Annotated in this window: 17 protein-coding genes; all 17 read left to right on the forward strand. The window is 37.2% G+C overall.

The window, feature by feature from the left end:
• Positions 1-94 precede the first annotated feature (94 nt).
• The 17 genes from ACIQXF_RS12450 to mtaB all read left to right on the forward strand — a co-directional run bounded on the left by ACIQXF_RS12450 (position 95) and on the right by mtaB (position 20,370).
• Positions 95-1,291, forward strand: coding sequence for a DHH family phosphoesterase (locus tag ACIQXF_RS12450; RefSeq protein WP_402783295.1), 1,197 nt, complete (start codon positions 95-97; stop codon positions 1,289-1,291).
• A gap of 170 nt (positions 1,292-1,461) precedes the next feature.
• Entirely contained in the window at positions 1,462-2,265 is an 804-nt protein-coding gene (locus tag ACIQXF_RS12455; RefSeq protein ID WP_402783297.1) for a DUF4179 domain-containing protein, read from the forward strand.
• 127 nt (positions 2,266-2,392) lie between these two features.
• Positions 2,393-3,553 (forward strand): chromate efflux transporter, encoded by a 1,161-nt coding sequence (chrA, locus tag ACIQXF_RS12460; protein WP_402783299.1) that lies wholly within the window; start codon positions 2,393-2,395, stop codon positions 3,551-3,553.
• A 483-nt stretch (positions 3,554-4,036) separates the two neighbouring features.
• Complete coding sequence (gene hemW / locus ACIQXF_RS12465; protein ID WP_402783301.1) at positions 4,037-5,182, forward strand: radical SAM family heme chaperone HemW; 1,146 nt, start codon at positions 4,037-4,039, stop codon at positions 5,180-5,182.
• Positions 5,183-5,271: 89 nt separating this feature from the next.
• Positions 5,272-6,300, forward strand: coding sequence for a heat-inducible transcriptional repressor HrcA (gene hrcA, locus ACIQXF_RS12470; protein ID WP_402783303.1), 1,029 nt, complete (start codon positions 5,272-5,274; stop codon positions 6,298-6,300).
• Between the two features lie 2 nt (positions 6,301-6,302).
• Positions 6,303-6,893: a nucleotide exchange factor GrpE gene (gene grpE, locus ACIQXF_RS12475; RefSeq protein ID WP_402783305.1), complete on the forward strand. Its 591-nt coding sequence runs from the start codon at positions 6,303-6,305 to the stop codon at positions 6,891-6,893.
• A gap of 75 nt (positions 6,894-6,968) precedes the next feature.
• A complete protein-coding gene (gene dnaK, locus ACIQXF_RS12480) occupies positions 6,969-8,810 on the forward strand; it encodes a molecular chaperone DnaK (RefSeq protein WP_402783307.1) in 1,842 nt (613 codons plus the stop codon).
• A 511-nt stretch (positions 8,811-9,321) separates the two neighbouring features.
• Positions 9,322-10,440, forward strand: coding sequence for a molecular chaperone DnaJ (dnaJ, locus tag ACIQXF_RS12485; RefSeq protein WP_402783309.1), 1,119 nt, complete (start codon positions 9,322-9,324; stop codon positions 10,438-10,440).
• A gap of 21 nt (positions 10,441-10,461) precedes the next feature.
• Positions 10,462-11,403, forward strand: coding sequence for a 50S ribosomal protein L11 methyltransferase (prmA, locus tag ACIQXF_RS12490; protein WP_402783311.1), 942 nt, complete (start codon positions 10,462-10,464; stop codon positions 11,401-11,403).
• Positions 11,404-11,480: 77 nt separating this feature from the next.
• Positions 11,481-12,215 (forward strand): 16S rRNA (uracil(1498)-N(3))-methyltransferase, encoded by a 735-nt coding sequence (locus ACIQXF_RS12495; RefSeq protein WP_402783313.1) that lies wholly within the window; start codon positions 11,481-11,483, stop codon positions 12,213-12,215.
• A gap of 796 nt (positions 12,216-13,011) precedes the next feature.
• Positions 13,012-13,776, forward strand: a complete 765-nt coding sequence (locus tag ACIQXF_RS12500; protein WP_402783315.1) for a CsxC family protein — start codon at positions 13,012-13,014, stop codon at positions 13,774-13,776.
• Positions 13,777-13,992: 216 nt separating this feature from the next.
• Positions 13,993-14,796, forward strand: coding sequence for a CsxC family protein (locus ACIQXF_RS12505; RefSeq protein WP_402783317.1), 804 nt, complete (start codon positions 13,993-13,995; stop codon positions 14,794-14,796).
• Positions 14,797-15,320: 524 nt separating this feature from the next.
• Positions 15,321-15,470, forward strand: a complete 150-nt coding sequence (locus tag ACIQXF_RS12510; protein WP_402783319.1) for a hypothetical protein — start codon at positions 15,321-15,323, stop codon at positions 15,468-15,470.
• 43 nt (positions 15,471-15,513) lie between these two features.
• Positions 15,514-16,890 (forward strand): BC_2427 family protein, encoded by a 1,377-nt coding sequence (locus tag ACIQXF_RS12515; RefSeq protein ID WP_402783321.1) that lies wholly within the window; start codon positions 15,514-15,516, stop codon positions 16,888-16,890.
• 568 nt (positions 16,891-17,458) lie between these two features.
• Entirely contained in the window at positions 17,459-18,247 is a 789-nt protein-coding gene (locus ACIQXF_RS12520; RefSeq protein ID WP_402783323.1) for a CsxC family protein, read from the forward strand.
• A gap of 432 nt (positions 18,248-18,679) precedes the next feature.
• Entirely contained in the window at positions 18,680-18,874 is a 195-nt protein-coding gene (locus tag ACIQXF_RS12525) for a hypothetical protein (RefSeq protein WP_402783325.1), read from the forward strand.
• 146 nt (positions 18,875-19,020) lie between these two features.
• Entirely contained in the window at positions 19,021-20,370 is a 1,350-nt protein-coding gene (mtaB, locus tag ACIQXF_RS12530; protein ID WP_402783327.1) for a tRNA (N(6)-L-threonylcarbamoyladenosine(37)-C(2))-methylthiotransferase MtaB, read from the forward strand.
• The last annotated feature ends 20 nt before the right edge of the window (positions 20,371-20,390 follow it).

Here is a 20,390-nt window from a genome sequence, read left to right on the forward strand (position 1 = left end):
TATACCCTAATGAAATTTTGACACAATGTTTTTGTGAAAATAAAATTTCAATAATTTCTTATGTCATAAACCATACTATATTTGAGGTGAAAAAATGTATAAATTGTTATCACACAATGATTTAGATGGAGTAGGGTGCGGGATTTTAGCGAAGCTTGCTTTTGAAGACCAAGCAAAGGTAAGGTACAACTCAATTTCTTCGCTTGACCGCGAGATTGAGTACTTTTTAGAGCATGACCAGCAAGATATGTTTTTGTTTATTACTGATCTGTCTCCAAGCGAAGAAAATGAAAAAAGATTGAACGATTTTTATAACGCGACTGGTAATGTACAACTACTTGATCATCATAAAACAGCTAATCATTTGAATGATTATCAGTGGGCTAAAGTATTAGTAGAAGATGAAAAAGGATGTTTAAATTCAGCAACGTCCTTATTTTATAAGTACCTAGTGACACATGGGTTATTGGAAAAAACGAATGTCATCACAGAATTTGTAGAGTTGGTTAGACAGTACGATACTTGGGAATGGGAGAAAAACAACAATCAGCAAGCGCATCGGCTAAATACACTCTTTTTTTTAGTGTCGATTGAAGAATTTGAGGAAAAAATGCTTGAACGTTTAAAGACAAGTGAGCATTTTGACTTTGATGAATTTGAAATGAAAATTTTAAATATGGAAGAAGATAAAATTGAACGTTATATCCGCCGAAAAAGAAGAGAACTTGTACAAACGGCAATGGGAGAATACTTTGTAGGAGTAGTTTATGCGGAATCCTACCATTCTGAGCTTGGCAATGAATTAGGAAAAGAAAATGTACATCTTGATTTTATTGCTATATTAAATATGGGAGGCAAAAAAATTTCCTTTCGTACAATCCATAATCACATCGATGTTTCGGCGATTGCAGAAGACTTCGGAGGTGGCGGGCACCAGAAGGCAGCTGGTTGTACTTTAACCGATGTAGCTTATGAGCAGTTTGTGGCCCAAACATTTCATATAAAACCAATCCCAGAGGACGCGAAACGAAATCGCTATAATGTAAGGTTTTCTTTATTTGGGGCATTATATAAAAATCTAGAGGATGAGATATTTTTACTATATCCAATAACAGATGTTGATTGGATAATGGAAAAAAATAAACTTCCATTAGATCATATTTTTACGAGCTTTAATGAAGCGGAATGGTTTTTAAAAAGAAATTATCAAGCATGGTTAGTTAAAGACGATTTATTTGTTGAGTATTTAAAGGAGGAAACGAAAAAAACTCGTTACCATAAAGGAATGTGAATAATTCCTTTAGATACATATTTATAGGCGGCATAGATGTTTGAGGTTATATAATGATCAACGGATAACTACAATATAAAAAAGCATTTATGTATAAACTTTCTAAAAATGAGGTGTACATGTTGTCTAGTGATATGCTTCTAGTTGATGTCCAGCCTAAGAGGAATCGAGTGCGCAAAATATGGTTTATTGTAGTGCTGTTATTATTGATTGCTACATCTGTAATTGTTTTTTATTTTCTGTTCAATAAGGACTTGAACTTGAACTTTGAAGCTTACAAAACGGTTGTCGGTAAAACCACTGAAAATAGCTTAGGTCGTTTAACATTAAATGAAGTGATGATTGATGATAATCAGATATTATTGAATGCTACCTTTAAACCAGTTAAGGACCTAAATTTCGATCATCAAATTTTTTTCTTTCCGCAGGTGCTTGTGAATGGAAAAGAATTTACAGTCAGAAATGGCGGACAGTCCATGGCCCAATCAGATAAAATCTATACCATCTATAGTAGTGTGAAATTAAGTGATCTACCCAAAGATGAAATATTAAAATTAGATATTCGCTATAACGACTGGAACGGGGAAAAACCGATTAATGAACCGTGGGAATTTCAGGTGGAAGCCTCACAAAAGCAATTACAAAAGGATCGAAAAGTCTTCTCTGTTGAGGAAAAGGTAAAGATGTTGACTGGTCAAGAAATAACGATAGAAAAAGTTATTTCTACACCAATATCAACCACGATTTACTTTCATTCTGAAAAGGCCCTATTACATGAAGTCATAAAATTTAAAATTCAATCAGCATCAGGGGAAATATGGAATCTTAACTCAGCCTATCCTTTAGATGTTGAATATAAAAAATGGGGTGTCCGCCTCGATGCATTATATTTAACGGAGAATAGCTACAAGCTAATTCCAGTTGCTGCAGATGGAAGCGAAATTCATTCAACCATTAAACTTAAAGTAAAATAGAGGTAGATATGTTATATGCAAATTTTAACAAATTCCCCTTTTACATTTTACTTTACAAAACTTTAACCTTAAAGAATGGTCACTCCGTGTAAAATTAAGAGTAATAACATGGAAAGTAGTGAAGGTATTGCGAAGGTTATGGGAGATATTTTTAGTTTCCTTTAAATTAGGTTGTACATCCTTTGGGGGACCAACTGCACATTTAGGATATTTTCAAAATGAGTATGTTCAAAAACGAAAATGGTTATCGGATAATGATTACAGTCAGCTAGTTGGGCTTAGTCAATTTTTACCTGGACCAGCATCGAGCCAGGTAGGGATGGGTATTGGTTTATTACGAGGCGGGGTGTTAGGGAGTGTTGTGTCATTTCTTGGTTTTACATTACCATCAGTTTTGCTACTTATGGCATTCGCCTATTTTTCAACACAGACAGGGGTGGATATGGGCTGGATTCATGGCTTAAAATTAGTGGCGGTTGCCATTGTTGCACAAGCTATTTTCGATATGTCCAAAAAATTAATTCCTAGTATTCGTCATTTGATTATTGCCTTGTTGGCACTTGTAGTAGTACTTTTATGGATTCATCCACTAGCACAGGTAACGGCTATTACGGTGGCTGCTTTAATAGGTTATCAATTTTTTAAGAACAGCAGAGCGTTGGATGACTTAATAGAGAAGCCATCACCGATATCAAAAAAGGCTGGTGTCATCTTTTTAGTGCTGTTTGTGATATTGCTTATTGGTTTACCAGTTGCAAATTCATTTATTCAACATGAATGGTTTATGATGATTGAAAAGTTTTATTTATCGGGTGCATTAGTGTTTGGTGGAGGCCATGTTGTATTGCCATTACTAGATGCACAGTTTGTTCAAAGTGGATTAATGAGTTCTTCTGATTTTTTAGCAGGTTACGGAATGACACAGGCAGTCCCGGGTCCATTATTTACGTTTGCTTCCTATATTGGTATGGTCATTGCTGGAGTACCAGGGGCCATTATAGCCACATTAGCTATTTTTCTACCAGCTTTTTTGCTTATAGTAGGGGCGATGCCTTTTTGGTTAACACTTAATCGTTTCGCAGGATTAAGAGGGGCGATGGCTGGTGCAAATGCTGCGGTTGTTGGCATATTAAGTGCAGCTTTTATTCATCCTATTGTTACACAAACAATTCATAATGGAGTAGATATATTGATAGCAGCTGTTTTTTTAGGGTGCTTAATTCGTTGGAAAATCCAACCTTATTTACTTGTACTAATTGGTATATGTGTAGGAATCATATTTTTTTAAGAGTATCCATTAAAAATTTTATGTTAATGAAATTAAAGTGATCTATTAAATAATAATATGATTTTTCGGCAAAAGAGAGTCGATTTAAATGTGTATCTTATTGTATCTACGTTTATAGTGATAAATTGATAGTGGAGTAAATGTACAAAATGAAACGTTAGAAACAAATGTTTTCTGTGCGAAAGCGAAGCGACAGCAACAAATGTTTTCTGTGCGAAAGCGAAGCGACAGCAACAAATGTTTTCTGTGCGAAAGCGAAGCGTCAGCAACGAAGTGAGTAGCCTGGATCGGTAATCATCTCATTTAAAGTGCTCGATATTTCCAAAGAATTCCAATATCATTTTGTTTTGCAATACTATGAAAAATCAAAACCACCCATTCTGTGGTTTTGATTTTTTTATTAGATGGATTCATGGCGTTCCCTTCCGCGTTTGTTTATAATGAGGAAATGGAAAAAGACTTAGCGAGAAAGAAGGGATAGCTATGGCACGAGGTGTTTACATTCATATTCCTTTTTGTCATCAAATCTGTAACTATTGTGATTTCAACAAATTTTATTTTAAAAATCAACCTGTTGATGAATATATAGATATGCTAGGCAAGGAGATGGAGCTTGCGACAAAGAAATATCCTGAAAGTTTTACACAAATCGAAACCATATTTCTTGGTGGCGGTACACCAACAGCATTATCGCCTAAGCAATTAGAGAAACTTCTTAAGCTTATTCGTACGTATATTCCGATGGATAGTGTGACAGAATTTACATCAGAGGCAAATCCGGACGAGCTATCAAAGGCAAAATTACAGGCATTGCTTGATGGTGGTGTAAATCGTTTAAGTATGGGAGTACAATCCTTCGATCAAGAGCTATTAAAGAAAATTGGTCGCACACATAGTAACGAACACGTTTATGAAACAATTGCCTTGGCCAAAGAGGTAGGTTTCAGAAATATTAGCCTAGATTTAATGTATGGTTTACCTGGCCAAACGATGGCACAATGGAAGGACTCCTTAGACAAAGCGTTTGCACTTAATTTACCACATTTTTCAGCCTATTCGCTGATTGTGGAACCAAAAACGATTTTTTATAACCAATACACAAAAGGTAAGCTCCATTTACCAACTGAAGATCTTGAAGCGGATATGTATGATGTGCTTATGAATCAGATGGAAGCACATGGACTTCAGCAATACGAAATCAGCAACTTTGCACAATCTGGTTCCAGTTCTAGACATAACAAAATTTACTGGGAAAACGATGAGTATGCAGGTTTTGGTGCTGGTGCACATGGATATCTAGCTGGCACACGTTATTCAAATCATGGCCCATTGAAAAAGTATATGGAGGCTGTGAATGCAGGAGAGCTACCAATTGTTTATGAACATGTTGTAACAAAGAATGAGAAACGAGAAGAGCAAATGTTTTTAGGCCTGCGTAAAACGAGAGGAATAACACACACTATATATGAAGAAAAATTTCATGAACCGATGTATGTACGTTACGGTCATGTCATAGAAAAGTTAGTTTCAGAAGATCTTTTGGAACATGATACGATTGGAATTCGTCTTACGCGAAATGGCCGTTTTGTAGGTAATGAAGTATTTCAACAATTTTTGCTAGAAGATTGAGCGATATCGTTGACATAAAATGTGGTATTTGATAACTTATTAATAGTATTAGCACTCCTCTTAGTCGAGTGCTAACAGAGGTGATGATCATGCTAACAAATCGGCAATTACAGATTTTGCAAGTAATTGTGGACGACTTTATTTTGTCTGCACAGCCGGTAGGTTCTCGCCAAATCTCCAAAAAACAAGGGATTACATTTAGTCCAGCCACTATTCGAAATGAAATGGCGGATTTGGAGGAATTAGGCTTTTTAGAAAAAACGCACACTTCCTCTGGTCGAGTGCCTTCGGAAAAGGGTTACAGATTTTATGTAGATCATTTGTTGAGTCCCCAAGGCATTAATTCTAGGGACATCCAACAAATTCAATCAATTTTCAATGATCGTCTAGTAGAAGTAGAGCATATCATCCGAAAGTCAGCCAATATTTTATCAGAGCTGACATCGTATACTACGATACTTTTAGGTCCTGATGTCCAAAGACATCGTGTCAAAAGATTTACTATTGTGCCTCTCTCTAGCGATGCAGCAGTAGCGATTATCGTTACGAATAACGGGCATGTTGAAAATCGCATGTTTAGCTTACCTCCTGATTTTACCGCTTCTGAATTAGAGAAGATGGTTAATATTTTAAATGAACGCATAATCGGTGTGTCATTAGAAGACCTTCATACAAAGCTCGAGGCTGAAGTGCTAGCAGTTTTACAGCAGCATGTGAGATCTGCGGATGATTTTATTCGCTCACTCGTTACAGCGACGATGCATAATTCAGAAAGTAAAATTTTCTATGGTGGTAAAACTAATATGTTCAACCAACCGGAATTCCACGATTTAAATAAAGTCCGTATGATTTTAGACTTAATGGAGACGACTAGCCAAGTGCAGTCACTTTTCCATCCAAATGAGGCGGGCATTCAAATTCGTATAGGCTCAGAAAATAAACAGCTAGAAATGGAAAATTGTAGTGTCATTACGACCACTTATTCAATTGGTGAAGATCAGCAAGGGGCCATTGCTATCATTGGTCCAACGCGCATGGATTATAAGCGCGTGGTAGCTTTACTAGACGTATTGCGCATGGATTTATCACAGGCCTTTATGAAGAATCGTAGTGATTGATAATGAGGAGGATTCAAGTGACTGAAACAACTAAAAACAAAGATCTTGTACAAGAAGTGCAAGCTGAGGATGCTTCTACAGAAGTAGAAGGAACAGAAGTTAAAGAAGAACAAGAAGCTACATTAACCATCGAAGAACAGTACGAAGCGAAGATTGCTGATTTACAAGCGAAGCTAGCAGATGAGGAAAATCGTCATCTACGCTTACGTGCTGACTTTGATAATATGCGCCGTCGCACTCAACTTGATCGTGAGGCTGCTGAAAAATACCGTGCACAAAGCTTGCTATCAGATTTATTACCGATATTAGATAATTTTGAACGTGCCTTACAAGTTGAAGCGACTTCAGAAGAAACCACTTCTATCGTAAAAGGTATTGAAATGGTATACCGTTCCCTGTTAGAAGCGGCGGAGAAGGAAGGATTACAAGTTATTAAAGCTGAAGGTGAGCAATTTGATCCAAATATCCACCAAGCTGTCATGCAGGAACAAGATAGTGAAAAAGAGACGGGTGTTGTCGTACGCGAGCTTCAAAAAGGGTATATGTTAAAGGATCGTGTATTACGCCCAACAATGGTATCAGTGAACGAATAGTCTATGCACTATTTAATCAATTAAATTTATTTAGAAAACGTGTTATTTGCGTTTAAATAATAGGAGGAAATTTTAATGAGCAAAATTATTGGTATTGACTTAGGAACAACAAACTCTTGTGTTTCTGTACTTGAAGGTGGAGAACCAAAAGTAATTCCAAACCCAGAAGGAAATCGTACAACACCATCTGTTGTCGCATTTAAAAATGGAGAACGTCAAGTTGGTGAAGTAGCAAAACGTCAATCAGTTACAAACCCTAACACAATTATTTCAATTAAATCTAAAATGGGTACATCTGAAAAGGTGAAAGTAGAAGATAAAGATTACACACCACAAGAAGTATCTGCAATGATTCTTCAATACTTAAAAGGTTATGCTGAAGATTACTTAGGTGAAAAAGTAACAAAAGCAGTTATTACAGTACCTGCTTACTTCAACGATGCTCAACGTCAAGCTACAAAAGATGCTGGTAAAATCGCTGGTCTAGAAGTAGAGCGTATTATCAACGAGCCAACTGCTGCTGCACTTGCTTACGGTTTAGATAAACAAGATCAAGATCAAAAAGTTTTAGTATTTGACCTTGGTGGTGGTACATTTGACGTATCTATTCTTGAATTAGGTGACGGTGTATTTGAAGTATTAGCAACTGCTGGTGATAACAAACTAGGTGGGGACGATTTCGACGACGCTATCATCGAATATCTTGTAGCTGAATTCAAAAAAGAAAATGGCATTGACCTTTCTAAAGATAAAATGGCTATGCAACGTCTAAAAGATGCAGCTGAAAAAGCGAAAAAAGATTTATCTGGTGTAACATCTACTCAAATCTCTTTACCATTCATCACTGCTGGTGAGGCGGGACCATTACACTTAGAAATTTCTTTAACTCGTGCTAAATTCGACGAAATTACATTACCATTAGTAAACCGTACAGTAGGTCCAGTACGTCAAGCGTTATCTGATGCAGGTCTTTCAACATCTGAAATTGACCAAGTAATCTTAGTTGGTGGTTCTACTCGTATTCCAGCTGTACAAGAAGCTGTACGTAAAGAAACTAATAAAGAACCACACCGCGGTGTAAACCCTGACGAAGTAGTAGCAATGGGTGCTGCAGTTCAAGGCGGCGTATTAACTGGTGATGTTAAAGACGTAGTTTTACTTGACGTAACTCCACTTTCATTAGGTATCGAAACAATGGGTGGCGTATTCACAAAATTAATTGACCGTAATACTACGATCCCAACATCTAAATCACAAGTATTCTCAACTGCAGCTGACAACCAGCCAGCAGTAGACATTCACGTACTACAAGGTGAACGTTCAATGGCAGCTGACAACAAAACATTAGGTCGCTTCCAATTATCAGATATTCCACCAGCACCACGTGGTATTCCGCAAATCGAAGTAACATTCGATATTGATAAAAATGGTATCGTATCTGTTAAAGCGAAAGATCTAGGTACAAACAAAGAACAAACAATTGTTATCCAATCTGATTCTGGTTTATCTGATGATGAAATTGAACGTATGGTAAAAGATGCTGAGGCGAATGCTGAGGCAGATGCTAAACGCAAAGAAGAAGCAGATCTTCGTAACGAAGCAGATCAACTAGTGTTCCAAGTTGACAAAACAATTGCTGACTTAGGCGAACAAATTACAGAAGACGAGAAAAAATCTGTTGAAGATGCTCGTGATGAACTTAAAAAAGCGCTTGAAGCTGGTGAATTAGAAGGCATTAAAACTGCTAAAGAAAAATTAGAAGGCGTATTACAGCCATTAGTAATGAAAGTATATGAACAAGCTGCAGCAGCTGCTCAAGCAGCTCAAGGTGGCGATGCAGGTGCAGATGCTGGCGCTGGTAAAAAAGACGACGGTATTGTAGATGCTGACTTTGAAGAAGTAAAAGACGATAAATAATAGATAGTAGCACAGTTAAGTGAAAAAGCCAAAGACCGCTTGCGGCTTTGGCTTTTCTCTTTATCTTCATTCAGCAGAAGACTCCCACCTCTACAGGTGGTGAGATGAATGCAGTTTTGGTTCCTTTTCAGTGGGTGTTCAAACACCTACTGAAATAGAGGAACTCAGGCTAAGAACTTCACATCCTATGAAAACGCCTGAGTGACCAACATCACGTTGGCCCAAAGCCTCCGGCGGATGTCACGGATTTTCAAAGGAATGAATTGTGCAGGCACAATTCAAAATCCGGACGCAATTACGCCAAGGCGAAATTGATTTAAAGACTTGGCTAATAGGATGTTCTTGACACAAAAAGAATGCACATTTCATAGACTTGCTGCATAGGTTAACTGCGAGAAAAGTGAAATGACTTGAGATGCTACATTTTTACTTAATAATTAGGAAAAATAGAGGCAGTTTTTTTAACTGCATGGTACAATAGATTTTATGCAAAAAGAGCGGAGTGTGAATCATGGAGAAACGCGATTACTACGAGGTGCTTGGTTTAACGAAATCGGCTTCAAAAGATGACATTAAAAAAGCATACCGTAAATTATCAAAGCAATACCATCCTGACCTTAATAAAGAGCCAGGTGCAGATGAAAAATTCAAAGAAATCGCTGAGGCTTATGAAGTATTAAGTGACGATCAGAAAAAAGCGCGCTATGATCAATTTGGCCACGAGGATCCAAATGCAGGCTTTGGTGGTGGATTCGGAGGCGGCGGCTTTGGCGGCTTCGAGGATATTTTCAGCTCGTTCTTTGGTGGTGGAGGTCGCCGTCAGGACCCGAATGCACCACGCAAGGGTGATGACCTACAATATCGTATGAATATTAAATTTGAGGAAGCGATTTTTGGAAAAGAAACAGAAATCGAAATTCCAAAAGATGAAACGTGTGATACTTGCCACGGTTCAGGCGCAAAACAAGGTACTCAACCGGAAACATGTTCAACATGTAAAGGTGCTGGTCAAGTAAATCAAGCAGTCGATACACCATTTGGTCGAATGATGAATCGTCGTACTTGTTCGACATGTCATGGTACGGGCAAAATCATTAAAGAAAAATGTTCGACATGTCGTGGCGAAGGAAAAGTTCAAATACGTAAGAAAATCAAAGTAACGATTCCCGCAGGTGTCGATGATGGTCAACAAATTCGTGTATCTGGTCAAGGTGAACCAGGTATAAACGGAGGACCAGCGGGAGATTTATATATTATGTTCCGCGTTCAAGGACACAATGAGTTTGAGCGAGATGGAGACGATATTTACTACGAGCTAAAACTAACATTCCCGCAAGCAGCTCTTGGTGATGAAATAGAAGTACCGACTGTGCATGGAAAAGTAAAATTACGTATTCCTGCCGGCACACAGTCAGGCGCGCAATTCCGCCTAAAAGATAAAGGTGTTAAAAATGTCCATGGCTATGGCACAGGTAATCAATATGTAACTGTAAAAGTTATCACACCAGAAAAATTGACAGAAAGACAAAAACAGTTACTACGTGAATTTGCAGAAATTAGTGGCGATATTCCTGAAGAACAAGGAAGCTCACTATTCGATAAAATCAAGAAAAAATTCCAAGGTGAATAATTAGAGGAGCTGAAGAGCTACGTGAAGTGGTCAGAATTATCCATTCATACAAAAAATGAAGCGGTAGAAGCAATTTCGAATATTTTGCATGAAGCAGGTGCAAGTGGTGTTGTTATTGAGGATTCTACTGAATTTGCTAAGCCACGAGAAGATCAGTATGGTGAAATTTATGCGCTAAATGAAGAGGATTTTCCGAAAGATGGTGTTATTGTCAAGGCTTACTTATCGGAGTCTAGTTTTTTAAATGAAACAGTCGAAGAAATTAAAGCGGCTATAACAAATCTAACGAACTTTAACATCGATATTGGTGAGAATGTTGTATCGATTGTAGAAGTAAATGAGGAAGACTGGGCGACAGCATGGAAACAATACTATCATCCTGTAAAAATTTCTGAACGCTTTACAATTGTACCAACTTGGGAAGACTATACACCAGTATCAACAGATGAATTAATTATAGAATTAGATCCTGGTATGGCGTTTGGTACAGGAACACACCCAACAACTGTTATGTGCTTACAAGGGCTTGAGAAGGTTGTACATGAGGGAGACACAGTCATAGATATTGGTACTGGTTCAGGTGTCCTTTCTATTGGCGCAGCATTACTTGGAGCTAAAAGTGTACATGCGCTTGATTTAGATGAAGTAGCTGTACGTTCAGCACAAGAGAACATTGTGTTAAACAAAGTAGACGATAAAGTATCTGTATTCCATGGAAACCTATTGGATACTGTTAAGGAACCGGCTGATGTTGTTGTGGCCAATATCTTAGCAGAAATTATTATGTCCTTTACTGACGATGCATTTTCAATTGTCAAACCAGGTGGATTATATGTCACTTCAGGCATCATCGGCGCAAAACGTGATGATGTAAAAGCAGCACTGGAAGCTTCAGGCTTTGTCATCGAAGAAGTATTACTAATGGAAGATTGGGTTGCTATCATTGCCCGACGCCCACAATAAATTGACTAAGGAAGCGCCAAAATCGTGAGCCGAGTGCTTGCGATTTGGCGTTTTTCTTCCATAAAGGAGTGTGAAACATGCAGCGTTATTTTATTGAGACCATAGAGGAAGCACGTATTGGTGGAGAGGATGCACGACATATTGAGCGGGTAATGCGTATGAAAGAGGGCGACAAAATCGTTGTAGTTGCACAAAATACCGCCCATATTTGTGAAATTATAGCCTTTGAAGCTGATGAAGTGCACCTTCAAACAACAGGTGAAATTGTTCCATCTCCAGAGTTACCTGTTCATGTAACAGTGGCATGTGGTTTGCCGAAGGGCGATAAACTAGAACTTATTACACAAAAGGCAACAGAGCTTGGAATGTTTGCCCTGTTGCCTTTTGAAGCGGAGCGTTCCATCGTAAAATGGGATAAAAAGAAGGGTGCCAAAAAGCAAGAGCGTCTACAAAAAATTGCAAAAGAAGCAGCTGAGCAATCCCATCGTACACATATTCCAGAAATTTATGAACCAATTTCTTTTAAACAACTAGTGGAACAAGTGGGCAATTTTGATGTTGTTTTTATAGCAGATGAAGAGGATGCAAAAGCAGAAAAACGCACTAGGTTTTCGGAGAAGCTTAAAAACGTGAATGACAAAAAGTCGAAATCAATACTTATTATCTTTGGTCCTGAAGGCGGCATTTCACGAAAAGAAGCAGATGCGCTGCTTGAAGCCGGTGTCCAAACTATGTCATTAGGACCTCGAATTTTACGAGCAGAAACGGCGCCGCTCTATGCACTTTCTGCAATATCTTATGAATTTGAATAAAATAAGCATTTAGCCATGTCAAAAGAGATTTTTCATACATCTGGTTGTATATTAGTAAATGGCATTTTGATTGCGTATAATTGCAGTGGTGGCAAGGTTAGAGAGTAGGCAAAATACACGCTTAATGACTGTTAATATTAAATCCTATCAAAAGAAGCCGATTCAAAAAATTTTGAATCGGCTTTACTTCATGCAAATCCTCATAACGTGCCGTGATATGACAACCTAACTGTGAAAATCTGTTATTCTAATCTTGAGTAAGTAATTCATAATAATCTTTCTTTTTATATAATCCAGGTTGAGGAGAACAGAATAATTAAATTTTAGAAGGGAAAGCAAATGAATAAATTAATGATCTCATTAACTTTTTTGTAATTGCTGCTATGATCTATTGTCTACTTTAATAGCAAGGTTTATATACTTTTTCTTTTCCTGAATTATTTAATATTCGTTTACTTGAACTAGGTAAAATACCAATTACAATTTCAATAGTAGCTTTTAGTATTGGGGATGGATTCGGCATTTTACACTTACGGGAAATTAACTAAAAACATAAATTGGGAAAAGATAAGCGAGTATTTCATTTATCTAATTGCCCAGCATTCAAGCAAGGACCAAGTATTGGAAAGCTTTAAAATATGTAAAAAAGAGTACCTGGCATTTTGTGTTCAGCTCAAAAATCCGATTTTTTAATATCAGTAAAAAAACTAGTATACACGTCTATTCATAGAGTTAATTGCTACATATTCTATACGGAGAGCTCTCAAAAACTACAAAATGAAACGAGGGAAATTTTTTGAGTAATCAATTAGATCCAATCCAATCTTGTCCAGTAACATCAACAGAACAAATACCATTAACTACTGCTACTACTCCACTAATCGCTACACCGGTAACGACTCCAACTATTAAAGTTCCAGTTGTACTGGCAGAACCAACACTTCAAATAGTTGTGGAGGCAGATATTCCTCTTACTCCTGCAGCAACTGAAATCAAAAGAGTGAAAAAAAATGTATTCCTAAATCAAGTTAAATTAGTACCAGTGAGATTTACACGTATTGATGGCACTGACTTTTTTATGGTAACAAGGGCTAAATTATTTGTGGCAGGACATATTCGCAAAAATATAGAATATGCTTCAGCAGAGTGTAACGGTGCGCTCCAAGATAGAATTGCCGATGTTCAGTTTTCTGGTTTTACAGACCTTACTTTCCCACAAATAGCAGGAGGAGCTTTTCCAACTTTAGGAATTTCTGAGTTTGCCGAAGCGAACTTCCTTAATGAAACTACGCAAATGGATGCTCGATTGGATAAGGCATTCTTCCAAAATCTCGTTAAATACAATGAACAACCATTTGGCGAATTAGTAGCTGCAAACTTCTTTGAACTTGATTTTTCACCAATTATGGCAGATCCAGAAGGCACTTTCGACACATTACGTGAAAAAATCGTACTAGAGCTTACTGTAAAAGTACTGCAAGTTCAACAAATCCGCCTTGGAGCAGGCACTAATGTAATAACTCCTAATCTTTTAGGGCTTACTCCTCCAGTTAGTCCATAATAGATCCTCAAGTTATTCCTCCTACTGGATCTTGTTAATCTCTAATTTTTAGAGGAGAAAATTAGAAGTTGGCAGTTGATAAATCGAATTTTCAACTGCCATTCTTCTATAATAAACAGTAAAAAAACTAGTATACACGTCCATTCATAGAGTTAATTGCTACATATTCTATATGTAGAGCTCTCAAAAACTACAAAATGAAACGAGGGAAATTTTTTGAGTAATCAATTAGATCCAATCCAATCTTGTCCAGTAACATCAACAGAACAAATACCATTAACTACTGCTACTACTCCACTAGTCGCTACACCGGTAACGACTCCAACTATTAAAGTTCCAGTTGTACTGGCAGAACCAACACTTCAAATAGTTGTGGAGGCAGATATTCCACTTACTCCTGCAGCAACTGAAATCAAAAGAGTGAAAAAAAATGTATTCCTAAATCAAGTTAAATTAGTACCGGTTAGATTTACACGTATTAATGGCACTGACTTTTTTATGGTAACAAGGGCTAAATTATTTGTAGCAGGACATATTCGCAAAAATATAGAATATGCTTCAGCAGAGTGTAACGGTGCGCTCCAAGATAGAATTGCCGATGTTCAGTTTTCTGGTTTTACAGACCTTACTTTCCCACAAGTAGCAGGAGGTGCTTTTCCAACTTTAGGAATTTCTGAGTTTGCCGAAGCGAACTTCCTTAATGAAACTACGCAAATGGATGCTCGATTGGATAAGGCATTCTTCCAAAATCTCGTTAAATACAATGAACAACCATTTGGCGAATTAGTAGCTGCAAACTTCTTTGAACTTGATTTTTCACCAATTATGGTAGATCCAGAAGGCACTTTCGACACATTACGTGAAAAAATCGTACTAGAGCTTACTGTAAAAGTACTGCAAGTTCAACAAATCCGTCTTGGAACAGGCATTAATGTAATAACGCCTAATCTTACAGGGCTTACTCCTCCAGTTAGTCCTCCTGTAACTCCTCCAGTTAGTCCTCCTACAGAATCTTGTTAACCTCTAATTTTCAGAGGAGGAAATTAGAGATAAAAGGTCATTTGAGGGTACTGAAAAAAAGCTGGCAGTTGAAAATTCGATTAAATCGAATTTTCAACTGCATTTTTTCTATAATAATATCGATCGTAAATGCATTAATAGGTGCTATCAAAATAATCTGGTTGAAGAAAATAATGTAAAGATAAAATTTTAGTTTTTACTAAGCAATCGTCTCTCAAACGCATTAGTAGCTCAATTGCTACTGAGATTTTTGATAGTACTCGGTGACAAAAGTAAAAGTAATGCATAAAATGGATTGTAATTATAAGTGCAACACTTAGCTCAAATTAAAAGTAGCTCATCATGATATCGTTTGAATTTTATTTGCCGAAATTTAGAAAAATGAGGTATTCATTTTAAGCTACATCCATCAAATCTTCGAGCAAAATAAAAGCAAAAGTGTTTAGCTGTTATCAGATATTAGAAAAGGAAATCGCTGTTTTTTTAACCAATCTATTCATCACGGTAAGTGGAAGAAATAAAAAATGAAAAATTGGTTACTTCGTGAGTTTTCCCTGAAGAAAACAGATTTTGAACAAGTCTCTCTAGAAGAATTCATAAAATTTATCACAGAAAATAAATCGACCAAAAAGACTTCTTGGCTGGAAAAATGCGTAAGAATTTTTACGGATTAACGGTTGCACTTTATTTGTCAAAACATTATTTGGGAGTGAACTAATGAAAACTCCATGGATTAATTATAGAGAGATGAAAGAAATAAGTTCCAAGCAAAAAGTTTTTGTCTATTGTAATAACCTCTTTACTCTAGAAAAAGAAGATGAACCTAACCTTGCAGCACATCTAGATCCCGATCGTGAGTTACTCATTCCTTCTGAAGTTAATGCTGAGGATGAAATAAATGATCTTCTTGATATAGAAGAGGCGGATGAAACCAATTCTGTAGAGGAACAGGAACCTGCAGCGCATCTAGTTTCCAATTGTGAGCTACTTATCCCTTCTGAAATTGATGTTGAGGATGAAATGAATGACCTTCTTGATATAGAAGAGGCGGATGAAACCATTTCTGTAGAGGAACAGGAACTTGCAGCGCATTTAGTTTCCAATTGTGAGCTACTTATCCCTTCTGAAATTGATGTTGAGGATGAAATGAATGACCCGATTGATATAGATGAGGTAGAAGGAACCAATCTTGTGGAAGAACAGGATTTTGCACCTCAACTAGACTCTAATCATGACTTTTTAAGTCCTTCTAAATACAACGGGGATGATAAAATTATTAGTCCTATTGATACAGAAGAGTTGGAAAAACCCAATCCTACAGGTCATGAGAGTACATCTACGGGGTCAGTGCAAGGAACAGTACGTTCTATTACGAATAAAATTCTAATTTCTACTCACGTGGAAATTGATGATTTTCTTCATGCTCCTATATGTGGTGAGATCGTTAAAAATACAATTGATTTTCTTGATCTAGACAATCATCTTACTCCTCAATTTGAAACCAAGCTATTTAATACTACAACAGATTATCCTGAACTGCCTGAATGTCGTTTGGTCCGCTCGAAATTTCATGAAGTTATATTTTTAATGAGAACTAATACTTATGGTGATAAGAATAATCAGAAGAGTTATCCATCTAAATCAGTTGGAATTCCCTTACATAACACAAGATCAATTAAACAAGGAGAAATGAATAATCACTCTTACAGTTCCGATGACATTATACACATTAGAGCTCCAGTTGTAGTAGGCGAATATAAAATGGAAATATGCCTTGAAGAGAATATCGTATTTGAAAAAGGAATTGTGGGAGTTAAAGATATCTCGAATGAGGTAGTATTAACCGATTGCAGATTCGTTCCTAATCAGTTTTCTCAATCATTAGGTAATGGGACATGTTCAGCATTGAGGGGGAATTTATATATTGAAGGTTATATTCATCAGAGTATTGAATATACTGCATCTCACACTGGGGATGCAGTACCTGCACAAACTGAGTCATTAAATCATTCAAATCAAATGTGTCAAAACATAGTATTAGAATTAGTCATTCATATGCTACAAGCACAGAAAATTCGAGTGCCAAGGATCTAGAGGATACTTGGACCTTATCTCTCTGCTCAAAAGTCCCTTTTTAAAATTTTTTTAGCAACTTTTTGTATCGAAAGCGTAGCGACATGTACAGAAGCCTCTCACCTCTATAGGTGGTGAGATGAATGCGGGTTTAAGTTACTTTTCAGCGGGTGTACAAACATCCGCTGAAATAGAGGAACTCATTCTAAGAACGCCACGTCCTGTAGCAATTTATCTGTGCGAAAGCGACAACAACACACGACTGAGTGACCAACATCATGCCGCTGACGCTTCTCCTCGCACAAAAAACATCTGTTGCTGCCGCTACATTAACACTACGCTTTCTCACAAAAAACATCTGTTGCTATCGCTACGTTAACACTACGCTTTCGCACAAAAAACATCTGTTGCTATCGCTACGTTAACACTACGCTTTCGCACAAAAAACATCTGTTGCTGTCGCTACATTAACACTACGCTTTCGCACAAAAAACATAAAAACCAGTATATACGTCCATATATAGGTTAAATATCTACATATTCTAGCGATATGAGTGTTCTCATAAAAAAAATGAAAAGAGGGATTTTTTTGAGTGAACAATTAGATAATCAATTAGATAATCAGGTCAGTCATAAGGAACCTTGTCCAGTAGCATCAACTGAACAGATTCCATTGAATAGTGAGATTACTCCAGTAGTCGCTACACCGCTTGTTACTCCAACTATTAAAGTTCCAGTTGTACTTGCAGAACCAACACTTCAAATAGTTGTGGAGTCAGATATTACTCTTACTCCTGCAGCAACTGAAATCAAAAGAGTGAAAAAAAATGTATTCCTAAATCAAGTGAAACTAGTACCGGTTGCTTTTACACGTATTGATGGCACTGACTTTTTTAGGGTAACAAGAGCAAAGTTATTTGTAGCGGGACATATTCGCAAAAATATAGAATATGCTTCAGCAGCATGTAATGGGGCACTTAGAGATAGAATTGCTGATGTTCAGTTTTCAGGTTTTACAGACCTTACTTTCCCACAAACACTAGGAGGTCCTACTCCGATTTTAGGAATTTCCGAGTTTGCTGAAGCAAACTTCCTTAATGAAAAAACGCAAATGGATGCTCGATTGGATAAGGCTTTCTTCCAAAATCTCGTTAAATATAATGAACAACCATTTGGCGAATTAGTAGCTGCAAACTTCTTTGAACTTGATTTTTCACCAATTATGGCAGCACCAGAAGGTACTTTCAGCACATTACGTGAAAAAATCGTGCTAGAGCTTACTGTAAAAGTACTGCAAGTTCAACAAATCCGCCTTGGAGCAGGCACTAATGTAATAACTCCTAATCTTTTAGGGCTTACTCCTCCTATGAGTCTTTAATAACTCTAGTTTTTAGAGGAGCAAAACAAATAAAAAAGGTATTTCTATGCCAAAAAGTGTAAACGGAAAATGCACATATAATATTTAATGGGCACTGATAAAAATATTTTAGTAGGCAGTTGAATCTAATTTTCAACTGCCTTTTTGCAATTTAATAACTAACGGAATAGATTTCTTACAAGGGGTATTAGAAGGAACTAGGGGGTGCGAAGGTGTTTTTTAACAGTTTATAAAAAATATTTCGATCAAATTACATCTACAGAAAGTACAATTAAAAACGATTTATTCATTAAGATATATTCATAGCTATTGACTCTGCATATTTTAATATCCCAAAGGATTTAACTTCTTTCAGCAATTGTTTTGGTAGCGAAAGCGAAGGCAGTTACAGAAGTCTCCCACCTCTATAGGGCAGGTTTAATTTGCTTTTCAGTGGGTGTACAAACATCCGCTGAAATAGAGGAACTCAGTCTAACCCCACGTCCAGTGGTACACGTTGGCCCAAAAGCCTTCAGAGGCCTAAGCACAAAGCCGATCCCAGACGCAATTATGCCGAGGCATAATTGGTATAAATGGAGCAAGAATGATAGAATGGCCGTTTTTGGTTTTGGTGGAACAGCCTATTAACAAGCAGGTACTCAATATTATGGTGCCTGTTTTATTATGCAAATAAATAAGACTAGCCAAAAAGCTAGGCTCATTATATTTATTTGTGCTATTATAAGACACGTTAATATTAATTGTAGTGTACTCTTGAAAGGATGATATATATTATGAGTAACGAGCGACCAAAAATCGTGAGTTTCCATACTCTAGGTTGTAAAGTAAATCATTATGAAACAGAAGCAATTTGGCAGCTATTTAAAGAAGAAGGCTATGAACGTACGGAGTTTGATCATCAAGCAGACGTTTATGTCATTAATACATGTACAGTAACAAATACAGGGGATAAAAAATCACGTCAGGTTATTCGACGAGCTATACGTCAAAATCCAGATGCTGTTATTTGTGTTACAGGGTGTTACGCTCAAACATCTCCTGCAGAAATTATGGCGATTCCTGGGGTAGACATTGTTGTGGGAACACAGGATCGTACCAAATTGCTTGGCTACATAGACCAATATCGTACTGAACGCCAACCTATTAATGCGGTACGCAACATTATGAAAAATCGTGTCTATGAGGAATTAGATGTCCCTGCGTTTACAGACCGTACACGTGCATCTTTAAAAATACAAGAAGGCTGTAATAACTTCTGTACTTTTTGTATTATTCCATGGGCACGTGGGCTAATGCGCTCTCGAGATCCAAAAGAAGTACTTCACCAAGCACAACAATTAGTGGACGCTGGTTATCTTGAAATAGTTTTAACAGGCATTCATACAGGTGGCTATGGACAGGACTTAAAGGATTATAACTTAGCGCAGTTATTACGAGATATAGAGGCTAATGTGAAAGGCTTAAAACGTCTACGTATTTCATCGATTGAAGCCAGCCAATTAACGGACGAAGTGATTGAGGTTTTACGTGAATCAAAAATCGTTGTCAATCATTTACACATTCCAATCCAATCAGGCTCCGACACAGTTTTAAAACGTATGCGTCGTAAATATACAATGGAGTTCTTCGGTGAACGCTTAACAAAACTACATGAAGCTTTACCAGACTTAGCTGTCACTTCTGACGTCATCGTAGGTTTCCCAGATGAGACGGAAGAAGAGTTTATGGAAACGTATAACTTCATTCGTGATCATAAATTCTCTGAACTACATGTATTCCCGTTCTCTCCACGAACAGGCACACCAGCCGCACGTATGGAGGACCAAATCGACGAGGACATTAAAAACGAACGTGTTCATCGATTAATCGCTTTAAATGACCAATTAGCGAAGGAATATGCTTCTCGCTTTGAAGATCAAGTGCTAGAGGTCATTCCAGAAGAATTCGTACACGATGGTAGCGAAGAAGAAGGACATTTAACTGGTTATACAGATAATTACTTAAAAGTAGTTTTTGAAGGCCAAGAAAGCCTTATTGGCCAGCTTGTAAAAGTGAAAATTACACAAGCAGGATATCCGCATTCTAAAGGACAATTTGTGCGTGTGTTAGAAACTGTAAAATAATCAATTGGATTGCCTATCAT

This window comes from Lysinibacillus sp. NPDC097231, from assembly GCF_044761885.1.
Taxonomy (GTDB): domain Bacteria; phylum Bacillota; class Bacilli; order Bacillales_A; family Planococcaceae; genus Lysinibacillus.

Coding starts and splice junctions, on each gene's coding strand:
- ACIQXF_RS12450 (WP_402783295.1), top strand. CDS start 95: ATGTATAAATTGTTATCACACAATGATTTAGATGGAGTAGGGTGCGGG.
- hemW (WP_402783301.1), top strand. CDS start 4,037: ATGGCACGAGGTGTTTACATTCATATTCCTTTTTGTCATCAAATCTGT.
- hrcA (WP_402783303.1), top strand. CDS start 5,272: ATGCTAACAAATCGGCAATTACAGATTTTGCAAGTAATTGTGGACGAC.
- grpE (WP_402783305.1), top strand. CDS start 6,303: ATGAGGAGGATTCAAGTGACTGAAACAACTAAAAACAAAGATCTTGTA.
- dnaK (WP_402783307.1), top strand. CDS start 6,969: ATGAGCAAAATTATTGGTATTGACTTAGGAACAACAAACTCTTGTGTT.
- dnaJ (WP_402783309.1), top strand. CDS start 9,322: ATGGAGAAACGCGATTACTACGAGGTGCTTGGTTTAACGAAATCGGCT.
- ACIQXF_RS12495 (WP_402783313.1), top strand. CDS start 11,481: ATGCAGCGTTATTTTATTGAGACCATAGAGGAAGCACGTATTGGTGGA.
- ACIQXF_RS12510 (WP_402783319.1), top strand. CDS start 15,321: ATGAAAAATTGGTTACTTCGTGAGTTTTCCCTGAAGAAAACAGATTTT.
- ACIQXF_RS12515 (WP_402783321.1), top strand. CDS start 15,514: ATGAAAACTCCATGGATTAATTATAGAGAGATGAAAGAAATAAGTTCC.
- mtaB (WP_402783327.1), top strand. CDS start 19,021: ATGAGTAACGAGCGACCAAAAATCGTGAGTTTCCATACTCTAGGTTGT.